Here is a 24864-nt window from a genome sequence, read left to right on the forward strand (position 1 = left end):
GATAATGAGAATCAATTACAATTCGTATCATAATACGTGGTTGTATACGTTGTCAACAACTAATTGATAATGATTTTCAAAGTCATTGACAGATATCTATTTTACTTTTAAACTGTAAATGAGAATATTTTTCATTATTAAAAGAGGCTCTGATGAACGGAATATTACATGGAAGCAAAATAAGAACAGCCGCATTAATCTTAGGTATAATTTTATCTTTTGTCGTGATGGTATTGAGTGTTGTATTAGGATATACAGACACTTCGCTATCAATGGCGATTGAAGCTTACACCGCTTTTAACGGCTCAAATGAACATTTAATCATTCAGCTTTCCCGAGTACCTCGTGCACTTGTCGGAATGGCTGTAGGAATCAGCTTAGGAATTGCGGGCGTTCTTATGCAAGCACTTACCCGTAATCCAATCGCATCACCTGATATTTTCGGGGTGAATGCCGGTGCAGGATTTTTCATTGTTTTTGGTGTTACATTTTTAGGCATCACTTCCATCCAGCAATTTATGTGGATTGGTTTTCTAGGAGCTGCAGTGGCATCCGGTCTTGCTTACGCTCTTGGCTCTGCAGGAAGAGGCGGTTTAACTCCTGTTAAACTAACATTAGCTGGAGCCGTTATGGCAGCGCTTTTTTCCTCCCTTACACAAGGGATGCTAGTAACGAACGAAAAAGCACTAGATGAAGTTTTATTTTGGCTGGCAGGTTCAGTAGAAGGCAGAAAGCTTTCCATGCTAGCAGCTGTTATGCCGGCATTGTTATTAGCTTGGATTGTTTCCCTGCTCCTATCGCGCCAGTTGAATGCTTTTGCTCTAGGTGAAGATGTGGCAGTCAGCTTAGGACAGAAGACTGTGATCTTTAAATTCGTAGCAGCACTTATGGTTGTTCTACTTGCGGGTGGTTCGGTCGCTATCGCAGGACCGATCAGCTTTATAGGAATAGTCGTTCCTCATTTTGCAAGATACCTAGTCGGCAGCGATCATCGATGGATCGTTCCTTTTTCAGCACTCACAGGCGGAATCATGCTTGTACTTGCCGACATTGGCGCACGTTACATTATTATGCCGGAAGAAGCTCCTGTTGGAGTAGTTACCGCTTTACTCGGTACTCCGTTCTTTATTTACATTGTTCGTAAAGGAATATTTCAAAGATGAGAAAGTATTGGGTAATACAGCGAAAATCATTTTCATACTTAATTGATAAAAAAACAACATTTGCGATTATCGTTTTAGCATTGATCGCTCTGTTTTCGATGATGGTCAGTATAGGCGTCGGTGAATTGTACATCCCGCCATTCGGTGTATTTACAGCTTTAATCGGATCTGGCCTTGAAATGAATCAGCTGATCATCACTGAGTTTAGACTTCCGAGAGTTTTGGTCGCATTTATTGCCGGAGCGTCTCTTGCACTATCAGGAGCTATCCTGCAAGGGGTAATCCGGAACCCGCTCGCTTCACCTGATATGATTGGAATTACAGGCGGAGCTGGATTTGCCGCAGTTGCGTTTTTGACCATGTTCAGTGACGACAGCAACAATTTGTTATTAAGTATTAATTATCTGCCTTTGTTTGCTTTTGTCGGGGCAACGAGCGTTGCCTTTTTAATTTACGGATTGGCATGGAAAGACGGTGTTACACCGATAAGACTCATATTGATCGGTATCGGTTTGATGGCTCTCTTTCAAGCATTAACAACGTTAATGATGCTGATGGGACCGATCTACCGTGCAAGCCAAGCAACTGTCTGGCTGACAGGAACGGTATACGGGACATCATGGAAAGAAGTAAAAGCGATGCTGCCCTGGTTTTTAGGGATGCTGCCCATTCTTATTTTTCTTGTAAGACGATTAAACATTCAAGGATTTGGAGATGACCTTACAACTGGTGCAGGTATTTCGGTTCACCGTGAACGCTTCATGCTTTTAATGGTATGTACTGCCCTAGCTGGATCCGCAGTCGCCTTTGCAGGAGCGATGGGGTTTGTCGGACTGATCGGACCGCATATCGCCAGGAGAATCACGGGATCATCATTTGGCGGATTATTCCCTGCTTCAGCATTAATCGGCGGAATCATGGTTGTGTTAGCGGACTTAGCGGGCAGGACTCTTTTCTCACCATTAGAAGTGCCGGCTGGCGTTTTCACAGCTGCAATCGGTGCACCTTACTTCATTTATCTTTTATTTAAAAACCAATAACAGGAGTGGATGACAGATGGCTGTATTAACAACCTCAAACCTTACGTTAGCTTATGGAAAAGAACCGATCATTGATGGATTGAACCTTCAGATTCCAAAGGGTAAGATCACCGTCTTTATCGGAAGCAACGGATGCGGGAAATCCACCCTGTTACGTTCTATGGCACGTCTATTGAATCCCAAATCAGGAAACGTACTGTTAAACGGAAAAGACATCGCGAAGCGCTCCACTAAACAAGTAGCAAAAGAACTTGCCATCCTTCCTCAAGGACCGGTGGCACCTGAAGGGTTGACTGTTCTGCAGCTCGTGAAACAAGGTCGTTTCCCTTATCAGTCTTGGCTGCATCAATGGTCACCTGAGGATGAAAAAGCGGTCATGCATGCATTGAGAGCAACGAACCTGCTTCCTTTTATGGAAACACCTGTAGACTCTCTTTCAGGCGGACAGCGCCAGCGTGCATGGATTGCGATGACACTCGCGCAAGGCACTGACACAATTTTGCTGGATGAGCCTACTACCTATTTGGATATGACACACCAGGTAGAAATTCTCGATCTTTTATTCGAGTTAAATGAAAAGGAAAAGCGCACAATAGTGATGGTACTTCATGACCTGAACTTAGCTTGCAGATATGCACACCATATTGTAGCGATCCAGGATAAATCAGTTTACGCGCAAGGTGCACCTGAAGAAATCATGACCGAACAGTTAGTAGAAGATGTTTTTCAAATGGCCAGTACCGTGATGCCGGATCCCGTATTCGGAACGCCAATGTGTATTCCTTATGGAAAGGGGCGAGTTGTCCGACATGTCAATACTCCTCAGTACGCCTAAGTCTAACGGCTGGACGGCAGATGAAAAAAAGCATATCAGCTCAAACTATCGGTTCTCTTTTCAGGCACCATTTGAGAATGAAGCTGTCATTTCTGCAGGACAGTTATTGAACGTAGACAATTTGCTGGATTTCTTGGATCAAACAGGTCCGCGAATTGGTTCTAATAAGCGCCCTGTTACGGCTTCTTTATTTTTTAAACGCTATGCTTTCTGCAGCCTTACTTCTTCTCTGTACGGAATGACTATGTTAAATAAATCGTTCGACATGAATATTGAGAACGTCTACTTGATCGACCATAACTCTGATGCCATGTGGCTTCCATCATTCACGTTGAAAGACGCTTCTGCTCAGCTCTCCTCAGAATCTAGAGAAGACTGGCGATCAAGTTTGATTGAAACTCTTTTTAAAGAAAACATTTCAGTGATGCTTAACCACGTGGCAAAATCAGCTCGGATATCTAAAGCAACACTATGGGAAAATGCTTGGATCTACATACGCTGGATTTATGAGACATGGCTTAGTGAAGATCATCCCGTTGAGGTGAAGCAGCGCATTCAGGAAGACTATGCATTTTTCATGGATGCAGAAGCTTATCATTTCGGATTAACAAAGAATCCATTCCACCGTTTTATGGCACCTGTAGGCTGTGGACCAACGAAAGTCCGCAAAACGTGCTGCCTTTACTACAAAACCGAAAACGGGACTTGCTGTTCAACTTGTCCTAAGAGATAAAACCAGGATGAAAGATATCCTGGTTTTTTGTTTTTTCTTAATTAATTCCGGGTACTTTAGTAAAGAAAAGATGATTGGAGGCGTTTGATGATGATGTGGTTATTTTTATTTTTAGCAGTGTGTGCAGGTGTTGCTGTTTTCTTTTTGGTTCCAGGATTTAAAGCGATAAAAGAATCAATGACTACGGTCCAACAAATGAAAAGTACAGGAGATAGCATCACTGCCCGTATGAATGATGTTAAAACACAGCAGCAGCTTCTGCAGGATAAGAAAGACTACCTTCGTTATGATCTATATCAAAAGAAGAATAGCTTTTTGGCTGTTAAAGAAGGTTTTTCTGAAGTAAAGGACACCATTCACAAAATAAAAAACTAGAGGATCGTGACATTATTGCGTATTCATACATTTGTGCTGACGGCCATAGAAACCCCAGAGGATCACGTAATTGAGTCACTGGAACAGGAAAAGCTTCCTGATTATGAATTTAATAAAACAGATTTATTTACCGCCTATTCCCTAACTTCGGGAGAAAGGCTTTTTAAAGATCAGAACGACCAATGGTATGCCGCTGCTCATTTTGTAAAAGATTCTTTGCATACCGTTAAATACGGGAGACAAACATTCCGGCCACCTTATAAGGAGATTTCTAATGAAGAACTATCGTTTGTGGAGTTATTAGAGAAGAATGATTGGGTACCCGTGAATCCTCATTATGATAAGGCCTTATGCCATGTGGTTGCAGAAGTAGATAACCTCGAGGAAATTTCTTTAGAAATGCAATCTAGATTAGCTCATGCGGATGGAGATGATGACCCTCAGGTGGCTCATTCACTTCATTTTATTGAGTCGAAACTTGGTGGCAAGCGGTCCCGTTTTATTTCTGGCTGGGAATCTCACTCTTTTGCTACGATTACAGAGAGCAGTGAATTTGCAGATCATATATTGATGCCTGTTTCCTCTTGGCTGTATTTATTATATTTTTCTTATTTTCTCGATCACAATGGTACCATTCCCTCAGATCAGATGATGCCACGGTTGCTCGGGAATTTATGGGCTTCCACCATGAAAGAACTCCCGTATAACAAAGAACTTCTGCGAATTCAGCCCCTTTCTTAAGTACAAAAAAGCCCTCCAACTTAAAGGAGGGCTAAATTTTTTATTCTACTACAAGCTTTGAAACCATATCTGCATGTCCATTTCCGCATGGAATGCTGCAGCGAAGTGTGTATTCACCTGGTTTTAAGTTAACTACATCAGACGATCCGCCTGCAATGTTTACATCTTCCCCTTCAATCATAAGGGCATGATTTCCGTCAACGTTTTCTAGTTTTAGAGCAACATCTTTATTTGCTGGAATTTTGTATTCTTTTTGATCGAACTCAAAATTCTTCGCTTCAATCGTTACTGTTTCTTCTGCTTTTTTTGACCCTTCTTCTTTATCCTTACCTCCACCGCAAGCTGCCAGGATACCGATAGCAAGAACTGCGATTGCTGCAAGCCACAATGATTTTTTCAACATTTGAGTTGCCTCCTTGATTCTTTCTAATTTAATTATAACCCTATTTTAAGGCATCTAGTATGGAGAATCTGTGACAGATGTCACAAAGAAAAAAGCCCGGTGATGTTCACCAGACTACTTTTCCATCTTCTTATATTCTTCATGTATTTCTTTCGACGTCTGGTCGATCTGCTCTCCCCAGTGGTCGTTTACTTTTGTAAATATGACTTTCCCTTTTTTATCGACTAGGGCATAACCTCGTTTGGCTACTCCCTCGCCTTTCATATCCAGATGATCGATCAATTTAAACTCAGGATCGGACAGAAATGGGAACGGCGGCTGCATTTCTTGATGAAGAGCAGACAAATGTTCTACGGTATCCGAACTAACGGCATACATATTAACATCCATATCTTCAAACTTATTTACATTCTCTTTCAGCTGAACCAGCTGAGCTTGACAGAGTCCTCAGCCAGCTGTTGTAAATAAGAATATTAATGACGGTTTATCTGAAGGAAATACAGATACCGGTTCACCACTCTGGTTCTCCAATTTCGCTTCTTTTAGCTTAGAGTCATTTCCACAGCCAGCTGCTGCCAATGTTAAAATCACTGCAAAACAGACCGCAACTAATTTATGTATCTTTTTCAAGGCAATCTCCTTTCTAGAATACGCCACTTTTTTCATGTAATGTGATATTCTATAATTTCTTCAATCTATCTTTTATTATAATAGATACGGGTAACTCATATACAATAAATCGGCTTATTAAAGGATGATACATATGAAATTCAGCTTTAAAGTTTGGGTGCTTCTCTCTTCAATCCTCTTGATCCTCTCAGGATGCAGCCTTTTGCAACCGGCTGATCGTGATAGAATCCCAGTTCAGGTTTTGGACGTAGTCGACGGTGACACGATAAAAGTGGAGGTTGACGGAAAAAGTGAAACCGTTCGTTTCTTATTAGTGGACACCCCAGAGAGCGTCCATCCAAATAAACCCGTTCAGCCTTTCAGTAAAGAAGCGAGCAAATATACTGAGGAATTGCTGAGTGGATCGGATGTTGAACTCGAGCTAGGGATAGGTGAACGGGACAAGTACGGAAGGCTTTTAGCATACGTGTATGCAGATGGTAAGAGCGTTCAGAAATCACTTCTTGAAAAAGGATTAGCGCGAGTAGCGTATGTTTTTGAGCCAAACACAAAATATGTGGATGACTATGAGAAGATCCAAAAACAAGCCCAAAAAGAAGGGGTAGGCATTTGGAGTTTGGAGAACTATACACAAGAAGATGGATATATTCCTAAAGAATCACAAGATCGAGTCAACGAGACTGCTGACTCAAAATGTACGATAAAAGGGAACGTTAACTCTTCAGGTGAAAAGATCTATCATGTCGAAAGTGGCCGGTATTATAAGATTACTAAACCAGAAGAATGGTTCTGCACGGAGCAAGAAGCAATCGATGCGGGATTTAGGAAGTCTCAGCAATAATGGATAATAGTAAAACCGCTGTAAGGCAGGGAATTCCTGTCACAGCGGTTTTTGTTTTAGCAGCATTCATCCTGCCCGACCATGATTAGTCCAGAGCCGTGCTGAGAATCTTCAAAATCAAGCTTCAAAGCAGTTGTCTGATCTTTAATTCTTTGGTCAAAAGCAACACGAATTCCGTTAATTTCTTCAATAACATCTGAGTTTTCCGGCTCATCCAGAGCCAGGCCAAGCTTTGGACCGCCTCAGCCCATGCCTGCAAAATAAACTCGGATTCCGTTTGCGTTATTCATTTCAAGCACTTCTTCAATATACTTTTTTGCGCTTAATGTAATTTCCACAACCATCACCTCTTCATGTGTAGTATATCGTATTTTTGCCTAAATCGTGAAGAAAATGCTTGTCCTAAGCGGGAATTTCATTCTAACCCATCAGGAAAAGCCGCTTTCATTAGTGGAATAACTAATGTGAAGCGGCATTGTTACTTTTTATGGTCCTTCGTGAAGATTTATGAGCCTTCAGAAAATTTTATGAGCCTTTACATTTTTTTATAAGCCTTCAAAATTTCTTATGATCCTTCAAAAATATTTATGAGCCTTGGCTGCGAGTGTCCACGCCAAACAAACAAAATCAGCTAAAGTGTATTTGTCTGGGGTCTGTCCCCGGGACTGTCCCCCCTCAGCTGTTTGAGCACCTGCTCGATGTCTCCGCTGTTGAAACCGCAGATCCGCATAGCTTCCGAGACTTTTGCTGTCATATCGGATCTTTCATTATGAGCTTTTATCCGCAGCAAAAGTTCGTTAACTTTTGCTGCATTATAGGTTTCATGATAATTCTTTATAAAAGTATCCATCTCCCTTCCCTCCTTTTGAAATTTATTTGCAGTAGGGATATATATGATTTGGACGAATCGGCTTAGAATATGTCCATTAAATAAAATAAAAGCCCGCTATCATGAGCGGGCACATTGACTTCAATATTCTTATTTCTTTTTTACTTTATACAAGATAAATAAGAAGATGATCACGACTGCTGCAATCATAATTCCTCTTGTGTACGGGGCAGCGATTGTTTTGATGTCTTCCCAGTTGCTCCCCAAACGGCTGCCTAATTCAATGAAGAAGATCGACCAAGGAATAACCGCAAGTGTTGTAAATAACGTGAACTTTGCAAACGACATTTTTGCAATACCTGCCGGAATGCTGATCGCATGTCTGACAACTGGAATAAATCGTGCGAAGAAAATAACACCTGTTCCATATTTATTGAACCACTTTTCAGATAGATCGATTTGCTTCTTAGAGATTAGAATGTATTTTCCATACTTTTCTAAGAACGGACGTCCTCCATAATAGCCCATCCAATATAAGAAAAGCTGTGCCAGCGTCCCGCCGATCGTACCGGCGATTACAGCTAATGCGAAATTCAGATGTCCTTTGGCAACCATGTATCCGCCATAAGACAGAACGAGCTCACTTGGGATAACTTCAATCATCAATCCAAGTGCAATTCCTAAATGACCTAAACTCATAATCCATTCAAGCAGTGAAATCACTAATTCTTTCATTGTATCTCCTTAACCTCTACTTATATTTTTGCTGCTATCAAAAAGCCTGTCCATGCAGCTATCAATCCTAATGTGTATGTCAGAACAATATAAAAAAGAACTTTTCTTTTATCTTTTTTATAAAGTGTAACCATTTCGAATTGAAGAGTCGAGAATGTCGTTAGGGCACCTAGAAAACCTGCTGCGTACAGTGAATCTAGTATTTCCCGTCCTTCATTCATGACATAAAAGCCTAATAGAAACGATCCTATACTATTTACAAAAAAAGTGCCCCATGGAAATTTTCCATTTAACCGCTGACTTACGAAATATCGAGCGAGTGCACCACAGGCACCGCCTGCAGCTACAGCTATCGAACTTAAAATCATTGTTCAGCACCTTCTTTCCTTAGAAGTGCTGAACCGCTCTTCATCCCGAGTAAGACCAATCCAATACCCATTGCGGCACTGATTAAGAAATACTGAATAGCTATCGAATACAATCCTTGGTCCAATAGCAGAACAATCTCAGCATTAAAAGTTGAGAACGTTGTAAAAGATCCTAAAAAGCCTGTTTGAATTCCTAAGACGAGTGTGTTATTTTTTACCAGCTGAGATCCGTGAACAACAAACCAGCCTAGAATAAAACTGCCGATGAGGTTTATCACCAAGGTGGGAAATGGAAACTGGGCATGCGGCTGATAAAGGAGAATACCGATCCAGAACCGGAGAACAGCTCCAATCATTCCACCGGCTGCTATCGCTGCGATTTTCACCCTATATTATTCCTCCTATATGTACAAAAAGATTAAGACACATGCCTTAATCTTTTGTCAGTTCTTTTTTCCAGATTAAATTTGCACAATACTTGATAATATCTCTTCTTCTTATGATACCGATGAAATGCCCATCATCATCGGTAACAGGAATAAAGTTCTGGTCAGTAGACAAAGTAATAAGATCTTCCATATTTGAGTTGATCGATACAGAGATATTATTGATACGCTGTGGCACATCAGTTAACTTTGTCTTTAAAACTTCATCATAACCCTTTTCAAATGCTTCCCTAAGCTTCCATAGAAGATCGCCTTCAGTCAGCGTTCCAATATAGCGTCCATCTTCAGATACAAGCGGCACTGAAGTATACTTGTGATAAGATAACTTCTCTAATGCCTGCCTCATAGTTGCTTCAGGGTTCAAGTATTTCACTTCATCTTTCGGCAACAAATAAAAAGCAATATTCATGTTGGTACGCGCTCTCCTTTGTAAGCATGATTCACGCTTATTTAAACGCTTTTTCTAACACCTACTCCATTATATCAAAAAGGAACTTGGTCTGCTTTATTAAACCATTGTCTTATTTTAAAAACTTCTCTGTCATGCATCACATTTCTTAGTGTAAAGCTTTTAAAAAAGCTATTTTGCCATACAATGCTGTTTTTTAAAGGAAGTTGATGTCCGCTCCAGGTTGCTCGCTATCCACGGGGCGTGCGGTGAGCCTCCTGCCGCTTTGCGCCATTAGGAGTGTCCACCTGACCGCTTCACGGAAGGTTCCTTGCTCCTGCGTCTACAAGTATTTGCTACCGAAGCGAGCTTCCTCGTCGCATGCCTAGCGAGATGCTTCTCATGTGGTAGGCACGCACCTTGCGCTCCAACTAATCAAAGATGCGTTCACCACAAAAAAAGTTCAAACGACATTTTAGAAATGAACATAAAAAGATTCTTTTGCAAATCGTAATGATTCCGTTTATAATGAAAAAGGATTATTTGAAAGGAGAGAAAAACCGATGAAAAGACTTGGCTTGATAGTCATAATTTTTCTTTTGATCGCAACAGCTGCTTGCGGTAACAAAAGTGCTGATAAAAAAGATGGAACATTAAATATATATACAACGATGTATCCTTTAGAATACTTTACAGAAAGAATTGGCGGAAAGCATGTTGAAGTTTCATCCATTATACCACCAGGAGCGGATGCGCATACGTATGAGCCTTCAACTAAAAAAATGGTTGAGATCTCAGAAGGAGATGCGTTTGTTTACAACAAGATGGAATCCGATGAATTCTCCTCTTCTGTTGCGGATACGTTAAAAGAAGAAAATGTACCAACTGTGGATGCTGCTAAAGGTGTTGAGCTTGCACACATGGAAGAGCATGAAGAAGAAGGTGCACATGAAGAAGGTGAAGACGCACACGGGAATGAAGAAGAGCATCACGAACATGGCTCTCAGGATCCTCACATCTGGCTAGACCCGGTTCTTGCTCAAAAAATGGCGGAAAATATCTATAATGGCCTAGTGAAAATTAAACCTGACGCAAAAGATGATTTCAAAAAGAATCATGATGCATTGATTAAAGATTTAAAAGAGCTAAACGCCTCATTTAAGAGTAAAGTTGAAGAAGCTCCAAAGAACTCTTTTATCGTATCTCATGCAGCTTATGGTTATTGGGCTGAGCGTTATAATTTAGAACAGATTGCGATCAGTGGACTATCACCATCTCATGAGCCGAGCCAACATCAGATCGAAAACATCATTCAAAGTGCAAAGAAAGATAAGATTCAATATATCCTATTCGAGGAAAACGTTAATAACAAAGTGGCTGAAATGATCAATAAAGAAGTTGGAGCGAAGACTTTGACGTTGCACAACTTAGAAACACTAACCAAAGAGGATATAAAGAAAGACCGTGATTATCTTTCGATCATGAAAGAAAACATCGATACCTTATCCAAAGCACTTCAATAACTAGTAAACGCCTGGGAATCATTTCCCAGGCGTTTTTTTTATATCGCATCAAGCATTTTAAATTGTGATACTACAAGGTGATAATAGACTCCTTCAGCATCCATGAGCTGATTATGGTTTCCTTGCTCAATGATTTCTCCATGATCCAGGACTACGATGTTATCCGCCTCCCTGATCGTGGAAAGTCTGTGAGCGATAATGATCGCTGTTCTTCCATTCAGCAAGGTCTTTAGAGCCGTTTGGATTTTTTGTTCAGACTCGGTATCGATGCTTGCGGTCGCTTCATCCAGAATGAGAATATCAGGGTCTGCGAGTAAAGCACGTGCAAAGGAAAGCAACTGTCTCTCTCCTACTGATAAAACATTCCCTCGCTCTTCAACCTCAGTTTCATAACCATTAGATAATTTTTCTATAAAAGCATGTGCTCCTACTGCTTTTGAAGCGTTCTGAACTTCTTCATCTGTCGCATCAGGTCTGCCGAACCGGATATTCTCCATGATCGTTCCAGAGAAGATGAACGTATCTTGAAGAACAACACTTACCTTTTCACGCAGGCTGCCTAAGCTGGCATCTTTTAAGTTCACCCCGTCAATCAAGACTTCACCTGATGTAGGATCGTAGAACCTGCTCACAAGGTTTGCGATTGTTGTTTTACCTGACCCTGTATGACCCACAAGAGCTACCGTCTGGCCTGCTCCAATCGTCAGGTCGATTCCTTTTAAAGCTTTTCGCTTGTCATCATAAGAGAATTCAACGTTTTTGAACTCAATTTCTCCTTTAATTCTTGAAAACTCAAAGGCACCTTTTTTCTCGTGTACGTTCGGCTGCTCATCTAAGAATTCAAAGATTCTCTCAGATGACGCCATCCCTACTAAAAGCTGATTGTAAACTTGACCTAAACGGGAGATCGGCTCCCAGAACATTCCTAGGTAAAATGCAAAGGTTACAAAAACACCGATTTCAAGTGCTTCACCTTGGATCAAGTATGCACCAAACCATAATAATATCGCTGTACCAATCGCGTTAGACATCTCTACGAATGGACGGAACAGAGCGTTCTGCTGTGTTGCCGTCTTCCAGCTATCATATGTCTCATTATTTACTCCGTTAAAAAAGTTCATGTTCTCTTTTTCTTGTGTATAAGACTTTGTAACTCTTATACCCTGAATACTTTCGTTCAAGTGCGAGTTCAGCTTTGCCTGCTTAATGCGGACAACCTGCCACGACCGTCTTATCTTCTTTCTTAAGCTTGTAGAAATGAAGAACATCAGCGGTAGAATCACCATTATTGCCAACGTGAGCTCTGGACTGTAAACAAACATGATGACGATGATACCAAACAGCATGATTACATCCATGAGTACGTTGATTACACCGTTTGTAAAAAGATCCTGCAGGGAGTTAACATCGTTTATGATACGGACTAGTATCGACCCTGCCGAACGCTGATCAAAGAAACGATGGGACAGACGCTGAATGTGTTTGAATAGATGCTGTCGAATATCATAGATCACGTATTGGCCCAGATAATTCATCCATCGTATGCGGAGTGTATTCGCTCCCCATGAAACGAGATATAGAGCCGATATAGCAATAATCAATTGAATAAGAAGTGATGTATCTTTGTTCTTAATCGCGTGATCAAACGTCAGAACCCCTATGAATACGGGAACCGCAAGTCTGACAGCCGTTGTGACCATCATCGCTAAAAACGCTTTAGGAAGCAGGTTCTTGCTGTATGGTTTCATATAGCCGAACAGTCTTATGATCTGACTCCAGTTAAACGGTTTGTCGATCACCTGCTCAGAGGAATAACGGAAACGGGCTGATTTTTTTCTCTTATCCATTCCTACACCCCCTGCCCGTTGTTTTGAAACACTTTATTTCTATCTTGATATTGGATGTCATAGATTCTGCGATAGTTTCCTGATTCCTTCTGGATAAGTTCATCATGAGTTCCTCGCTCTACTACCGCTCCTTCATGAAGGACCAGTATCTCATCCGCATGTTTTAATGATGAAATTCGGTGAGCGATAATAAAAGTTGTACGATCATCCATGACCTCTTTTAAAGCACGCTGAATCTTAAACTCTGTTTCCATGTCAACCGCACTTGTTGCATCATCTAAAATGAGGATTGCAGGGTCGATAAGAATAGCTCTTGCGATGGATATCCTCTGCTTTTGTCCTCCAGAAAGACCAAGTCCTCTCTCACCAAGGATCGTATCATATCCATCTGGGAGTTCCATGATGAAATCGTGAGCCTGTGCTCGTTTAGCAGCATCCACAATCTCATCCATATCAGCATCAGGGTTGCCGTAGGAAATATTGTCCCTGATCGTTGATGAAAACAAGAATGACTCCTGAAGTACAGTTCCGATATTTTTTCTTAACGTATTAAGCGAGTACTTTTCTAACGGCTTGCCATCGATTAAAATTCTTCCCGATTCCGGCTTATAAAACCGAGATAACAGCTGGGTGATCGATGTCTTTCCAGAACCGGTCGCCCCGATCAGTCCTATCGTATGCCCTTGTTTTACTGTAAAAGTAATATCTGTTAAGGCATCCTTCTTTTCATTTTTATAACGATGTGTCACATGTTCAAAGGTTACTTCTCCATTCAGACGAGTAAAGCCGGTATCAAGATCTTCACCTTCTAACTCAAGAGGTTCATCTAAGACTTCAAGCAGGCGCTCCCCAGAAGCTTTTGACTGTGAGAACGTATTCATGATAAACCCAAGATTCATGATAGGACCCATGATGTACCATACAAGACTAAAGAAAGCGACAAGCTCTCCTGCAGTAAGATCCCCGTTAATAACCAGATATCCGCCATATGCAAGCAAAAGAACGACTGACAGGTTCCCGATCAGCTCCATGATGGGAAAATATCGCGCCCAAATATGTGATGTGTTCAAAAACTGAGATTTGTAGTCTTCATTCGACGTATCGAATTTACCAATCTCAAAATCTTCTCTCGATAATGACTTCACCGTGTTGATTCCACTGATGTTTTCTTGAACTTTTGTGTTAAGGTTAGCCATTGATTTTCGTATTCCCCTGAATGCGGGATGCACTTCTTTATCAAACTTGTAAACAACGATTGCGAGGAATGGCATCATACAAAGTGTGATGATCGCCAGCGGGATCGAATAGAAGAACATGACGGAAAGACTGAATGCAATGATTAGAACGAAATTGATAAGCTGTGAAAATCCAAATGAGAGAAAGAACCGAAAACCCTCTACATCTGCAGTTAACCGGGACATGAGGTCTCCCGTCTTAGCGTTATCATAATAACTGAAAGGCAAAAATTGAAGCTTTTCATACAGAGATTCGCGGAGCTGGAAAACAGAGCTGATACCAAACAAATCTCCAAAATATTGATGACAATATGTAGCTGCTCCTTTTATTCCCATTAGTACGATAAAGCCGATTGCCACATAAGGAACGAATGAATATTCTCCTTTTATAATAATTTCATCGATGGTAAACTGCAGCACCATCGGATACACAACCGTAATGGCTGATACGAGAATCAAAGTCAGAATCGACCAGTAAAAGTATTTTTTATAAGGCCAATAAAAGTCTTTTAATCTTTTAAACGTATCCAAATCTTCACCTTCCCCCTTCTGTAAAAATAAAAGACAATATACATCATATAACAGAATAGTTAGAAAAAACTATACATTTGCTCGAGTTTTATAAAAAAAATCCATTTGTTAACAATAAACTTTGTTAATTAATTTCAATCTTTTAACTTATACAAAAAAGCCCCGAATTATTCGAGGCTTTTTGCTTATCTTTTGTTTAGATTTTTTTACGGTACATGTTTTTATAATTATTACACGTTCGCTCAGACTCATTGAGGTTTCGCTCAAAAACGTCGAGTTACGCTCAAGATCTTCTTGCTGCGCTCAAACTGCCTTGAGTTACGCTCAAAATCTTCCTTTTCCGCTCAAAGTAGCATCCTGAAGCGGAAATTAACCATGTCTAACAGCTTATCTTTTTCTTCTGAATGCAAAGAAAGAAACAATCGCAATTATAATAACTAAACCAATCGTCAATGGACCAAAATAGCTCGGGTTTCCAGGCTGTTCTTTCTTATCTTGCTCAGGCAGGACTTGTTCAGTATTATCTTGATTTTCTTCTGGTTCTTCTTTTGGCTGGGCTTGTTCTGGCCGATCTACCGAGAACGAGTAGTTCCCCTCAATCACATGACCATCTGCACCAATTATTTTGTATTCAACTGTATAATTACCATTTTCAAGCCGATTGTTCATCTTCCCCGTCATTTGATTATCTTCAATACTAATCTGGAGGGGAATTTCTTCATTTTCGTTTTTCAATTTCATGGTGCTCAACGATTCAATTTTCGTTGAAAACGTCAAAACCACTGCTTCAAGATCTGTCGTAACCTTCTCCCCTTTTGCTGGGGTCGCAGATTCAAGATCTGAGTGAGCTAATACGGATGAAGGCAGATTAAATGCAATCACAAATAATAAAAGAAAGGATAATACCGTTTTTTTCATAATTGGCTCCCTGTTTCAATATTTTCTTTCTATTTACATTTAAACAAAGAAAGAATACCCTCACAAGTATTCATTCTTTACAAATCGTTGACATTTTCAGTGATAAACATACATTTTCAGCCTATTTTACTGTATTCTCCGCTCCTGCCCACTTCGAAAATAAAAACAGGCATAGAATGTATGGAATTAACAATTGCAAGAATTAAAGGAGGAAAAATCGATGGGTTTTGCTCATGGCAATTCTTTTGCGTTGGTAGTAGTGTTGTTTATTCTATTGATTATTGTAGGGGCAGCTTGCTTCTGCTAATAAGAAATAGCAAACAGGAAAAAAAGCCGGATTCGTCCGGCTTTTTTGTTTATAAAAGAAAACTCAGCATTATTGTGCTGAGCCCTCTGCTTCTTCTTTTTCTTTTTCCATGTTTCCGTTCACGGTAGCTGCGTTTTCACCGTATTCTTTCTTTAAATCCCAATAAGCTTCTAACGCACGCTGACCGATAAATTTATTGATTCGCTGATTACCGTTACGAGGTGTACCCTCTGGAACCACGACTGCGAATGCAATCTCGGGATTCTCAAAAGGTGCGTAACCAACCAGTGTTAAGTTATGTTTCTCTGTCAGCTGCCCTGTTTGAGGGTGTTTGATAATACGCTGGGCGGTTCCTGTTTTTCCGGCAGGGTTATGATATTTTTCAACATCATCAAAATATCCTTTTGCCGTTCCTCCTGGAGCATGCATAACTTGCCAGAAACCTTGCTGCACGCGCTTGATGTATTTTTCATCAACATCGAGTTTGTTTAAAATGACTGGCTCAAAACGTTTTAGCAACTTCCCGCCATTTTCTTCATTTGATGCAGGTTCACGAATTTCTCTTACAAGCTGCGGTTTAACACGATACCCCCCATTTGCAATCGTTGATACATATTGTACAAGCTGCATGGTCGTGTACGTGTCAAACTGTCCGATTCCAAGGTCAAAAAGGGTACCCATTTCCCCTTCTGGCGGTTTCCCTTCATAGCCGGTTGCTTCATTTGGAAAGTCAATTCCAGTTTTTATACCTAAACCGAATTGACTATACATATACCGTGCTTCTGCATATGTTTCTGAATAATGCTCCGGGCCGATCATTCGGTCCATAATGTTAAACATATATACGTTGGAGGACATTCTTAAGGCATCTAAATCATTGATTGTGCCCATGTTTTTCCAAGAAGATTTGTTCATGCCATATTTTGTATATGTTGTATCATAAATTGTATCTCCCATGCCGATCAGGCCCTTTTGCAGCCCTGATAATACAGTTGCTCCCTTTACTGTCGAGCCCATTTCATAAGAATTATAAAATGCACCGTATTCATCATTGGTGAATTTACCATTTTCGTATTTTTTTCCAGCTATACCTTTCACTTCACCGGTTTTCGGATTGATCATAACGATATATGCTGATTTAAGTAACTCATTGCCTGGCAATGGTTTAGCTCGTAAGATTTCTTCTTCTAAAATACGCTCCAATCGAAATTGAAGTTCCATGTCCAACGTCAGAACAATGTCTTTTCCTCGTTGACCAGCGATTGATTTCGGTTCACCAATCGTTTGCCCCGTTTTAGGGTTTGTCAGATAAACAGACTTCTCCTTCATTCCTCGAAGCACTTGTTCATACTGAACTTCAAGACCACTGACTCCTACTTGGTCACTTCTGTCATAGCCGCGACTCGAGAAATACTGCATTTTGCTTTTAGGAATTTGTTTCACGGCACCAAATATCGCTGATTCTCCATAAGGATAAATTCGTTTAGAGTCAGCCATGATATCGATACCTGGCAGATCCCCAAGGTTCTCGGATATGATGGAAACTTCCTCATTTGTTAAATTTGTTTTAATTCTTTGAGCTGAGTAGGCATAGCCTGAATCCATTGCCCGTTTATAAGCTAGTACTTTTAAATCTTCTGCTGAAAGATTCTCGATTTCTTCTTCAGTAATCTTATCAACAAGGGCTTTGTATTGCTCTTTATCGGTTAACTTCTTTTCTTTCTTCGTTAAACGTTCTTCCATTAATTCTTTTATATCATGCTGTGCGATAAAGTAATCTTTTTTATCGCGCTCAGTAATCTTTTTCTCCTGCTCTTCTGTTACACCTAGTCTTTTAGCTAGCCACTTTGCGATACGCATGGTGTCGTCGGCTTTGGTATCTACGGTCTTGGTATACGTAAGAGAGAAAAATGGCTTGTTGCCTACGACTTCACGAAAGTTGCTGTCCAGCAGCTTGCCGCGTGGGGCTTCCTTTCTAGCAATAACTTCTTCTACAGCCTCAGACTCCAATCGTTTTTCTTCTCCGTTCACGATCTGGAGTACACCAAGTCTTAGAATAAGAATTGAAAATAGAAAAAATACGACTAAAAACAAGACATTCAAACGAAAGGGTACTTGCGTTTTTTTCTTCTTTCTTTCCGGATCCGCTTTCGTTACCATCATTCCGCTCCTTTTGGAAATTTTCCCGTTAATTTTACAATTATATTACAAAAGCATCTATGTATAGATTACTAGATGTTGACCGAAATTCCAACATATTCATGAAAAAAACCTTATCTTTTTTTGATAAGGTTTTGGCGTGCTTTATCTAGCTGAAATCATTAACTTTTCCGTTGGGACAGGTTTACCGAAATAGTAGCCTTGTGCAAGCTGTACTCCAAAATGACGAGCCATGTCTGCCTCTTCTTTTCTCTCGATACCTTCTGCTAAAACGATCGCCCCTATCTCATTTGCCACCTCCACAATTTGTTTGATCATATGTTGTTTTTCTTTATCTTCATCACAGAACGAAACGATCTTCCGGTCAATCTTCACATAATCTGGACGCAATTCCTTTAATACAGATAGTGTCGAATGTCCTGCCCCTAAATCATCAAGAGCCACTTTCATCCCTTGTTCCTGATACGCAGTAAGGATACTTTTTAAATGATCGATATCTGCAATCTCTTCCGTCTCTACTACTTCAAACACCAGATCCTGTGAATCGACACCTGCTTCTGCAGCTGCTTTAAACGTCGTCGCCAGACAATGCTTTGGATCATAGATCGATGACGGCAAGAAATTGATGAACCGTTTTACACCACGAGGTACGGCATCTGCACTATTTTGGATCGAAGTGATACGTGCTTTTCCATCTAACAGTGCTTGAAGACCTGCACGTTCTGCCATCTGAAAAAGTTCATAAGGTTTGAAGTCATGGCCATCTTCCAAAGGACGAAGCAAAAATTCGTATCCGTAAATCTCATTGGCAGCTAAATGAATGATCGGCTGTGAATAGGTGGTAAATAATTGCTCTTGAATCACTTGGTAAAGTTCAGGGTGCGCAATTCTTTCATAAAGATGACTAAAAGGAATCCAGGTTTTGAATGGATTTGATTCTACTGATGCACTTTCTAAAGAACAAAAGAAAGAATGCAATGCTTGTTTGTTAAACTCTTTCTTAAGTTCCTCAAAAAGAGACTGCAAGCTAGATAGATTGTTATAGTCTGCAGACACAATTTCTAGATTTACGTTAACGTTAAATCCATGTGATGCTAAACATTGCTGCAAACTTTGTAAGAGTACTGGATGATCTGTCCGAATGTGAAATGTACCTTCACTAGGAAATACACCTGCGGGACGACATTGTGAACACGACATAAAAAAAACCTCCAAAAAAAGAATTGCAAACTTTTGTAAAATTTGCTATTTTATAATTCTGCGCTCTGAAATTACGACTTGATAAAGGGGGACTTATGGTTTATTGGATTCTTTTACAAAAAAGCTTTATGACGAATTTGCAATATAAGGTTGCCCATCTCATCAACAATGCGGCCAGTGCAATCTTTGGCTTTGTATTCATTGCGATCTGGGCTGGTGTTTTGCAAGGAAAAGAACAAAGCAGTCCCTATGATGTAATGGACATGACATACTACATAGCTGCTTCACAATGCATTCTGTGGCTTTCTGGATTTTTAACAGCTGGACTCAATATTCAAACCGGCGTACGGAATGGAGCCATCTCTTTTGAACTTGCCAGACCATCAAACTTTTTTCTATACGTTACCTCACAAGAAGCCGGCCGGCTCGTTTATAACTTCTTCTTTCGTTCGGTTCCGATCGGACTGGTCTTTGCATTAACCGTAGGCTTTTATGTACCTCAACATTTTTCAAGCTATCTTTTCATATGTATTTCAGTACTTCTCGCTATTATTATATCTGTTAATTTACACTATCTGGTAGGAATTAGTGCTTGCTGGACAACGGAAGTCGCCTGGGCACATTTCGTAAACTTCACCTTATTGGCTGGTCTTGGCGGACAGATGGTACCTATCGATTTTCTTCCGGCACCTTTATCAACCCTGACACAGTACTTGCCTTTTGCAGGAGCCATCTATTATCCAGTCATGATTTTCCTTGAAAAGGCGACAAATGATGTCATCTGGATTCAGCTTTTCTGGGCCATAACACTAACTTTGGTGAATCTATGGATCACAGAAAGAGCACGCCAGAAATTAGAGATTCAAGGAGGCTAAGCTATGAATCTTTATTTGAAGTTGTTATCAGGAAGCTTGCGTTCGCGCATGCAATATAAAATGAATTTTCTCGTATCCTCCCTTTCATATGGATTGATCATGGCCGTTGATTTCGTTTTGCTCGCGGCAATCTTGCAGCGTTTTGATGATGTAAAAGGCTGGAATCTTTATGAAGTGGGCTTACTTTACGGCATTTCTTCAGTCGCAATAACACTTTATAGAGTGTTTGGTGTAGAGATTCATAACTTCGAAAGATACATGGTAGAAGGAGAGTTTGATAGCCTCCTCATCCGGCCAGTCTCTCCACTTTCACTGCTCTTAACCAAGAACCTTGACCTGTCACGAATCGGAGGAACCGCTCAAGGGGTTATCATTCTAGTTATTTCTATTATCGGACTCAGTATCGATAATTTTGATAGGTTTCTTTTGCTGCTTTACTTGCCTATTTCAATTGCATCAGGTGTCGTGATCTGTTTTTCACTTGGACTGTTGACGGCAACTCTGGCATTTTGGACACAAAGGATAAAGGATTTTCAGACATTTACACTTTATGCACCCTTTAATGCAGCAAACTATCCGATGAATATCTATCCCGGATGGTTAAAGATAATTTTCTTCACCGTTATTCCGGTTGGGTTTATGAACTACACGCCTATCCTTTACCTTTTAGATAAAGGCGGCAGCATATGGAACCTGGCATGGCCTCCGGCAGTTGCTCTCGTTTTTTTGTTCTTATCGCTCCGCTTCTGGTATTTCGGAATTCGGCACTACCACAGTACAGGCAGTTAAGGAGGAAACTATGATAGTTGCAGATCAATTGAACAAGCACTTTAAAATCTATGAAACAAAAAAAGGATTTATCGGATCATTTACTTCCCTTCTATCTACTAAGCATCATGTTGTAAAAGCCGTAAACGATATTTCTTTTAACATTGGAGAAGGAGAATTTGTCGGCTACATCGGACCGAACGGTGCAGGAAAATCAACAACGATTAAAATGCTGTCAGGGATTCTGCATCCGACTGGTGGAAGCATCAAGGTAGCTGGACTTAGCCCTCAAAAACGAAGAAAAGAAGTCGCAAAAAAGATCGGAATCGTATTCGGACAGCGGACACAGCTATGGTGGGATCTTCCGCTAAGGGATTCTTTTGATATTTTAAAAGAGATGTACAAAGTACCTGATGCAAAATATCAAGCGTTTTTAAAGCTATATGATGATATGCTTCAGATCGGACAGTTTATGAACACACCTGTGCGTAAGCTTTCACTGGGACAGCGTATGAGGGGAGATCTTGCTGCGGCGATGATTCACGATCCAGACGTTCTGTTTTTGGACGAACCGACGATCGGTCTTGATGTAAATGCCAAAACAAGCATCCGGTCTTTCTTGAAAGAACTCAACACAAAGGAAAAGAAAACTATCCTATTAACAACACATGATATGGATGATATCGAACAGCTCTGCAGCCGGGTAATTGTAATCAATCATGGACAGATTGTGCTTGATGGCTCTATTACAGATCTAAGGCATAATATCGGACTGCCAAGTGTGATAGAAGTGCAATACAGAGAAAAGCCTCAGCATTTGCCGGCTGAATTTGACGGTATTGAAAAGATACGTTGGGAAGATGACAAACTTATACTCATGTATGACCGCTCTGTCCTTTCTTCACCTTCTTTGCTTCAAGAGGTTTCAAAGTGGGGCGAACCGGTTGATATTCAGATGAAAGAACCGGATATAGAAGAAGTGATACAAAAAATATATTAAAAAAAGCAAGAGCTGGCTGCTAGGTTCTGTGTGAACACGGCATGCCAGCTTTTTTTAATGTATATAAAGGATATTACCTCTGAGTATTTTGAACTTGCTTGTTTGACAAGTTGATTGGAGTGCAAGGTGCGTGCCTACCACTTGAGAAGCTTCTTGTTAGGCATGCGACGAGGAAGCTCGCATCGGTAGCTATAACTTGTAGACGCAGGAACAAGGATATATCTTTGAAGTGGGACAGGTGAGACTCTACCGGCATATGGCGCAGAGGAGGCTCACCGCCCGCCCCGCGGAAAGCGAGCACCCTGGAACGGAAATCAACCACGAACATGAGCATTAATTGTTTAACCAATTTCTTAAGTTGTCCAACTGATCGATCGCGTCTTTTCTGCCATGTTCATAAAGAACGCCAAGTCTTTTCGGGTCACGTTCAATCCGTTTTACTTTCATCTTTTCTAAAGGTCGTAGTACAAACAGGTTTCCTTTTTTCTCTTCTTCTTCAATATAATCCAATGTGGCATTGTATTTGATGTACCGTCCTCGCAAACTTTCATCCAAACCCGTGTAATCTGGATAAAAGCGCTTTGTTACCCACGTCATTTTTGGCTTTTTCTTTCGGTAGCCATGATTTTGAGTAAGAACGACGACACCTTTTCTAACACCATCTTTCATCGCTTTATGAACAGGGATCGGATCAGCGATGCCGCCATCCATCACATGTTTGCCTTCCAGCTCAACCATAGGGGCAATAAAAGGAATGGAAGAGGATGCTCTAAGCACCATTGAGATGTCCATTTTACTGTAGTCTTCTCTGTTCAAGTAAACTGGTTCACCTGTTCTGCAGTCCGTAACAACGACCACAAATCTTTCTTGTGATTTTTTGAACGCTTCATAATCAAATGGAACAAGACGGTTCGGAAGCTCATTGAAAATAAAATCCATACCGAACAGACCTTTTTTCTTAAACAGCCAGTTCTTATACGAAATATACTCTGGATGCGAGCTATACTCCAGGTTCACCGTTCGATTTCTTCCGTGCTGTCTTGATAAATAGGACACCGCATTACAAGCTCCTGCGGAAGCCCCGATCACATAAGGGAAATAAAGATCGTTTTCCATAAATACATCGAGAACACCAGCTGTATAAACGCCGCGCATTCCCCCACCTTCAAGAATTAATCCGGAGTTTTCCAAAACCTGCACCACCTATTGTTAACAAAGTTTATTATTTGTGCTTTTAATTATAGAAAATATCCACCTGTAAAATCCAGTGATAAGTTTGAATGTAAAAAAGCCGACTCCAAATTTGGAGACAGCTCTATATATTATTGAAAATAATTTGCTAGTCCGTTCGTAATACCTGAAGCAGCCTTGGATTGAAAGGAATCCGTCCTCACTGTCATTTCGTCAAATGAATTTGAAAGAAATCCTAGTTCAACTAGTACAGCTGGCTGTTTATTTTCTCGCAGTACATGGAAGTTTCCAAATCTAACATTCCCGCCTGGAAGCCCGGTGCCTGCTTTTAGGAGTCCAGAATGAACGGAATCTGCAAGTTTGATATCTTTTTGGCCGTAATAGAACGTTAAAAGTCCAGAAGCTCTTGTATCTAGTGCTGAATTATAATGAAGACTAACAAAAGCGTCTGCGAAATGATAATGACTGATCTCAACGCGTTTATTAAGTGAAATATAATTGCTGTCACTGCGCGTAAGAATAACAACTGCACCCGCTTTACTCAGTTCTGTTGCTAATAGTCTTGCACTCATGAGTGTTAGCTCTGATTCATGTGTTCCATGAACTTTCCCAAGAGCACCTGGATCATGCCCGCCATGACCTGGGTCGATAACGATGCGTTTTCCTTTTAATCCGTTAGTTGAAGGTTTAGGAGCGGTTGTTCCTGAATTGCCGTTAGATGATGATGCATTCTGCTGAATCGCAACGAGCCAGCCTGCTATCCATGCGTTATTCCCATTAGGCATTTTCAGTTGTACCCAATCATTCTTTGATTGAATATATGCATACTCATCCCCTTGGTTGGCTTTTCCAACAATGAGATAAGCAGTCGATGGACCTTGTCGAATGTTTACTCCGTCAGTCATTACCACTACTTTTTTAAGCACGGAAGCCGGTGGTGCGGAAGTCGGTTTTGCTTCTGGCTTAGGTGCTGTAATAATTGGAGAGCTATCACTTTGGACAGAAATATATTTAGAGGATACCCATCCTTTTTTTCCATCTGACGTTTGAACAGAAGACCATCCGTTTGATTCAGATAAAATTTGAACCGCTGTCCCATACTTTAATGAACCAATAATGGGTGCATTTAAGTTTCCAGAAGATCGGAAATTTAAATAGGTTGCGGTAACCGTCCCCCACTTCCCATTTTTACTATTGCCTGTATTTCCTGAATGATTGTTGACCGGTTTCTGTGCAGCAGGAGGTTGTGAGGTTTGCTCTAAAAGATATGCACTGCTTACCCAGCCAGATACTTTTCCATATATAATAGATGACCATTTTCCGTCTTGCTTTTGAATCGATACAACTGTTCCATTCTTAAGAGATCCTACAACAGCATGCTGAAGACTTGGACCTTTTCTTACATTTAATGAAGTAGCTGTAACTTTAGCTAGCTTAGCAGCAGGTTTCTCTGTCTTTGGCGCCTGCGTTGCCGGTGTTGTAGCCTTTTGCGTCTTCAAATATTCAGCGCTAACCCATGCTTTTTTACTTTCGAATTTTATGTTTGCCCATCCCTTTTCCGTTTTTAACACGGTTACAGTGTCGCCGTTTTTCAGTGAACCTATCTTTTTAGCGGAAAGAGCTGGTTCTGAACGAACGTTTAAGCTCGTAGCATTTACAGTTGCCGTACTTTCAGCAGATGCCGAAATGGCCGGAACCAATGAAAATATAAGAAAAGAACACAAAATCAAGTTAACCAGTTTACTCTTTGCTTTCACTTGTTTCAACTCCTATATGGACGTC

At 40.6% G+C, this 24864-nt stretch carries 27 protein-coding genes and 1 pseudogene; 12 read left to right on the plus strand and 16 right to left on the minus strand.

Annotated elements, in window-relative coordinates:
* Positions 1-152 precede the first annotated feature (152 nt).
* From EV282_RS11795 to EV282_RS11820, 6 genes are all read left to right on the plus strand, one after another.
* Positions 153-1163 carry a FecCD family ABC transporter permease gene (locus tag EV282_RS11795; protein ID WP_130295997.1) on the plus strand — a complete coding sequence of 337 codons (1011 nt, stop codon included), beginning with the start codon at positions 153-155 and terminating at the stop codon, positions 1161-1163.
* Positions 1160-2203 carry a FecCD family ABC transporter permease gene (locus EV282_RS11800; RefSeq protein ID WP_130295998.1) on the plus strand — a complete coding sequence of 348 codons (1044 nt, stop codon included), beginning with the start codon at positions 1160-1162 and terminating at the stop codon, positions 2201-2203. The genes EV282_RS11795 and EV282_RS11800 overlap by 4 nt, the downstream gene beginning before the upstream one ends.
* A gap of 16 nt (positions 2204-2219) precedes the next feature.
* Complete coding sequence (locus EV282_RS11805; RefSeq protein ID WP_130295999.1) at positions 2220-3038, plus strand: ABC transporter ATP-binding protein; 819 nt, start codon at positions 2220-2222, stop codon at positions 3036-3038.
* Positions 3013-3771 (plus strand): IucA/IucC family C-terminal-domain containing protein, encoded by a 759-nt coding sequence (locus EV282_RS11810; RefSeq protein WP_165389436.1) that lies wholly within the window; start codon positions 3013-3015, stop codon positions 3769-3771. The genes EV282_RS11805 and EV282_RS11810 overlap by 26 nt, the downstream gene beginning before the upstream one ends.
* 87 nt (positions 3772-3858) lie before the next feature.
* Entirely contained in the window at positions 3859-4146 is a 288-nt protein-coding gene (locus EV282_RS11815; protein ID WP_130296001.1) for a hypothetical protein, read from the plus strand.
* 15 nt (positions 4147-4161) lie between these two features.
* A complete protein-coding gene (locus EV282_RS11820) occupies positions 4162-4887 on the plus strand; it encodes a hypothetical protein (RefSeq protein ID WP_130296002.1) in 726 nt (241 codons plus the stop codon).
* Between the two features lie 40 nt (positions 4888-4927).
* Here the strand turns inward: EV282_RS11820 and EV282_RS11825 are convergent, their stop codons facing one another.
* The 3 genes and pseudogenes from EV282_RS11825 to EV282_RS11835 form a co-directional block, all read right to left on the minus strand.
* Entirely contained in the window at positions 4928-5290 is a 363-nt protein-coding gene (locus EV282_RS11825) for a cupredoxin domain-containing protein (protein WP_130296003.1), read from the minus strand.
* 114 nt (positions 5291-5404) lie between these two features.
* Positions 5405-5722, minus strand: a pseudogene (locus EV282_RS11830) (redoxin domain-containing protein); the annotation flags it as partial.
* Between the two features lie 15 nt (positions 5723-5737).
* Complete coding sequence (locus EV282_RS11835; RefSeq protein WP_130296005.1) at positions 5738-5920, minus strand: hypothetical protein; 183 nt, start codon at positions 5918-5920, stop codon at positions 5738-5740.
* Between the two features lie 202 nt (positions 5921-6122).
* Between EV282_RS11835 and EV282_RS11840 the strand changes: the two genes are divergently transcribed.
* Positions 6123-6761, plus strand: coding sequence for a thermonuclease family protein (locus tag EV282_RS11840; RefSeq protein ID WP_242611861.1), 639 nt, complete (start codon positions 6123-6125; stop codon positions 6759-6761).
* A 56-nt stretch (positions 6762-6817) separates the two neighbouring features.
* Here the strand turns inward: EV282_RS11840 and EV282_RS20645 are convergent, their stop codons facing one another.
* The 6 genes from EV282_RS20645 to EV282_RS11865 form a co-directional block, all read right to left on the minus strand.
* On the minus strand, positions 6818-7099 hold the full coding sequence (locus EV282_RS20645; protein ID WP_347400184.1) for a HesB-like (seleno)protein: 282 nt from the start codon (positions 7097-7099) through the stop codon (positions 6818-6820).
* A 293-nt stretch (positions 7100-7392) separates the two neighbouring features.
* Positions 7393-7611, minus strand: coding sequence for a hypothetical protein (locus EV282_RS11845; protein ID WP_130296007.1), 219 nt, complete (start codon positions 7609-7611; stop codon positions 7393-7395).
* A gap of 129 nt (positions 7612-7740) precedes the next feature.
* A complete protein-coding gene (locus EV282_RS11850; RefSeq protein ID WP_130296008.1) occupies positions 7741-8325 on the minus strand; it encodes a DedA family protein in 585 nt (194 codons plus the stop codon).
* A 20-nt stretch (positions 8326-8345) separates the two neighbouring features.
* Complete coding sequence (locus EV282_RS11855) at positions 8346-8693, minus strand: fluoride efflux transporter FluC (protein ID WP_130296009.1); 348 nt, start codon at positions 8691-8693, stop codon at positions 8346-8348.
* Positions 8690-9079, minus strand: coding sequence for a fluoride efflux transporter CrcB (gene crcB / locus EV282_RS11860; protein WP_130296010.1), 390 nt, complete (start codon positions 9077-9079; stop codon positions 8690-8692). The genes EV282_RS11855 and crcB overlap by 4 nt, the downstream gene beginning before the upstream one ends.
* Positions 9080-9125: 46 nt before the next feature.
* Complete coding sequence (locus tag EV282_RS11865) at positions 9126-9548, minus strand: CBS domain-containing protein (RefSeq protein ID WP_130296011.1); 423 nt, start codon at positions 9546-9548, stop codon at positions 9126-9128.
* A gap of 542 nt (positions 9549-10090) precedes the next feature.
* Here EV282_RS11865 and EV282_RS11870 point away from each other — a divergent pair.
* On the plus strand, positions 10091-11050 hold the full coding sequence (locus tag EV282_RS11870; protein WP_130296012.1) for a metal ABC transporter solute-binding protein, Zn/Mn family: 960 nt from the start codon (positions 10091-10093) through the stop codon (positions 11048-11050).
* A 38-nt stretch (positions 11051-11088) separates the two neighbouring features.
* On the opposite strand, the gene EV282_RS11875 is transcribed toward EV282_RS11870, so the two are convergent.
* From EV282_RS11875 to EV282_RS11885, 3 genes are all read right to left on the minus strand, one after another.
* Entirely contained in the window at positions 11089-12897 is a 1809-nt protein-coding gene (locus EV282_RS11875) for an ABC transporter ATP-binding protein (protein WP_130296013.1), read from the minus strand.
* Positions 12898-12899: 2 nt separating this feature from the next.
* Entirely contained in the window at positions 12900-14663 is a 1764-nt protein-coding gene (locus EV282_RS11880; RefSeq protein WP_130296014.1) for an ABC transporter ATP-binding protein, read from the minus strand.
* Between the two features lie 387 nt (positions 14664-15050).
* Positions 15051-15581 (minus strand): copper resistance CopC family protein, encoded by a 531-nt coding sequence (locus tag EV282_RS11885; protein ID WP_130296015.1) that lies wholly within the window; start codon positions 15579-15581, stop codon positions 15051-15053.
* A gap of 220 nt (positions 15582-15801) precedes the next feature.
* On the opposite strand from EV282_RS11885, the gene EV282_RS11890 reads away from it, so the two are divergent.
* Complete coding sequence (locus EV282_RS11890) at positions 15802-15888, plus strand: YjcZ family sporulation protein (RefSeq protein WP_077361959.1); 87 nt, start codon at positions 15802-15804, stop codon at positions 15886-15888.
* A gap of 69 nt (positions 15889-15957) precedes the next feature.
* Here EV282_RS11890 and EV282_RS11895 read toward each other — a convergent pair whose 3' ends face one another.
* Together EV282_RS11895 and EV282_RS11900 are read right to left on the minus strand one after the other, a co-directional pair.
* Positions 15958-18048 carry a peptidoglycan D,D-transpeptidase FtsI family protein gene (locus EV282_RS11895; RefSeq protein ID WP_165389437.1) on the minus strand — a complete coding sequence of 697 codons (2091 nt, stop codon included), beginning with the start codon at positions 18046-18048 and terminating at the stop codon, positions 15958-15960.
* A gap of 144 nt (positions 18049-18192) precedes the next feature.
* A complete protein-coding gene (locus tag EV282_RS11900) occupies positions 18193-19248 on the minus strand; it encodes an EAL domain-containing protein (protein ID WP_130296017.1) in 1056 nt (351 codons plus the stop codon).
* 95 nt (positions 19249-19343) lie between these two features.
* Here EV282_RS11900 and EV282_RS11905 point away from each other — a divergent pair, with 95 nt between their 5' ends.
* The 3 genes from EV282_RS11905 to EV282_RS11915 are packed head-to-tail and all read left to right on the plus strand — an operon-like array spanning position 19344 to position 21891.
* Entirely contained in the window at positions 19344-20123 is a 780-nt protein-coding gene (locus tag EV282_RS11905) for an ABC transporter permease (protein ID WP_130296018.1), read from the plus strand.
* A gap of 3 nt (positions 20124-20126) precedes the next feature.
* The gene (locus EV282_RS11910) at positions 20127-20912 is read left to right on the plus strand and encodes an ABC transporter permease (protein ID WP_226537185.1); all 786 of its coding nucleotides are present in this window, start codon (positions 20127-20129) and stop codon (positions 20910-20912) included.
* 10 nt (positions 20913-20922) lie between these two features.
* Entirely contained in the window at positions 20923-21891 is a 969-nt protein-coding gene (locus EV282_RS11915) for an ABC transporter ATP-binding protein (protein ID WP_130296019.1), read from the plus strand.
* Positions 21892-22224: 333 nt separating this feature from the next.
* Here EV282_RS11915 and EV282_RS11920 read toward each other — a convergent pair whose 3' ends face one another.
* Both EV282_RS11920 and EV282_RS11925 read right to left on the minus strand, forming a co-directional pair.
* Positions 22225-23091 carry a patatin-like phospholipase family protein gene (locus EV282_RS11920; RefSeq protein WP_278043784.1) on the minus strand — a complete coding sequence of 289 codons (867 nt, stop codon included), beginning with the start codon at positions 23089-23091 and terminating at the stop codon, positions 22225-22227.
* A 122-nt stretch (positions 23092-23213) separates the two neighbouring features.
* A complete protein-coding gene (locus EV282_RS11925; RefSeq protein WP_165389438.1) occupies positions 23214-24839 on the minus strand; it encodes an SH3 domain-containing protein in 1626 nt (541 codons plus the stop codon).
* Between the last annotated feature and the right edge of the window lie 25 nt (positions 24840-24864).

This window comes from Fictibacillus sp. BK138 (genome assembly GCF_004216955.1).
GTDB lineage: Bacteria > Bacillota > Bacilli > Bacillales > Fictibacillaceae > Fictibacillus.